Source organism: Pseudomonas sp. P5_A2_2 (assembly GCF_054177685.1).
In genome coordinates, this window is sequence record NZ_JBGCUL010001100.1 from 1 (window position 1) to 1402 (window position 1402).

At 55.2% G+C, this 1402-nt stretch carries 2 protein-coding genes; one reads left to right on the plus strand and one right to left on the minus strand.

From position 1 onward, the window contains the following. Positions 1–448 (plus strand): OprD family outer membrane porin (locus ACXRVY_RS29155; RefSeq protein ID WP_458238977.1); only part of this gene is annotated, 448 nt, incomplete at its 5' end. 231 nt (positions 449–679) lie between these two features. Here the strand turns inward: ACXRVY_RS29155 and ACXRVY_RS29160 are convergent. Then, positions 680–1402: molybdopterin cofactor-binding domain-containing protein (locus ACXRVY_RS29160; protein WP_458238978.1), on the minus strand; the 723-nt coding region annotated here is incomplete at its 5' end.

A 1402-nucleotide genomic window follows, 5' to 3' on the forward strand; every position in this document is an offset into this window, starting at 1 on the left:
CCTGTTCAGTGGATTATTTGCCTATGCCGTTGCCGGGCACACCTTCGGAGCCGGCTATGAGGTTAGCAACGGAAAAAGCGATTTCCCTTATTTAAACCAGGGTGACGGTCCGACCACTTACACCATCACGGAAATGCAGGTTCAGAAATTCGTGCACGCTGGCGAGAAGTCCTGGCAAGCACGCTACGCTTTTGACTTCGCGAAACTGGGCTTGCCCGGTGCGACGGCGGGAGTTGTATACGTTAAAGGTGATGACATCAATACCATCGCTTCCAGCAATTCCAGTGAGTGGGAACGCGATATAACGCTGGCCTATGTCGTGCAATCGGGACCGTTAAAAGGCATTGGCGTCATGTGGAAAAACGCAATGGTACGAAACAACATCCCGAACACCCGCCAACAAGACGAAAATCGGATAATCATTAATTACCAGTTGGCATTGTTTTAGGCGTTATCCGATAGAACGCAAGTGAAAGTATATTCAGCGGGTCAGCGGCCCGCTTGACTGACAGGCGGCGCTTTGAGGAGTGTTGCGTGTACATGCCGTTCTCTTCCAACGGCATGTTTTATAGAAGAGAAACATTTCCCTTGATTGGGGTAGGGCGGTGCAAGTGATCCTTCACCGCCTTTTTTTATTCCGAGTGTGCGATAGGCGACCGATTCAGCACGTCAGGATCGCTCATGATCCCAACGATTCCTGCCAGCCACGTCGAGCCAGTGGAAGATCAAGCAATCGCTTGCCGGTGGCATCGCTGATGGCGTTGCCCAGCGCTGCGGCCATGGGTCCCTGGACGATTTCCGCGGCACCGAGAAATGGCTGATCCGGCTGATCGATCATGTGGACCTCGACCTGTTTCGGCACCTCGGGAAAACGCAAGATCGGATAGCCACTCCAATCGAAGCTATGCAGGCCACTGGCGTCATAGAGGATTCGTTCATAGAGCGTCCAGCTGGCGGACTGCACGATGCCGCCCTGAATCTGATTGAGCAGCCCATCGGGGCTGACAATTTGTCCCACGTCGACGGCGGCAACCACCCGATCAATCGTCACTTGCCCGGTCTGGCGCTGTACATGTAACTGCACGGCGATGGCGCAGTAACCCATGATGTTTTTATAGCGTGCGAAGGCGAAGCCGATTCCGCTGYCGGGGCCTGTTGCTTTTTGCGGCCAGCGGAACGCACTGGCCACGCGCTCCACCACCGCCCGTGCACGCGGATCGCTCAAGTGATTCAGGCGAAATTGCGCCGGATCCACTGCGGCCCGAGCCGCCAGTTCATCCACCGTGCTTTCGATGGCGAACACGTTGATATGGGCACCGAGCGAACGCATGGCCGAAGTCCTGAATGGCATGGTCAGCACAAAATTCAGGTCAACCTGCAGGTTGGGTATCTCATACAACGG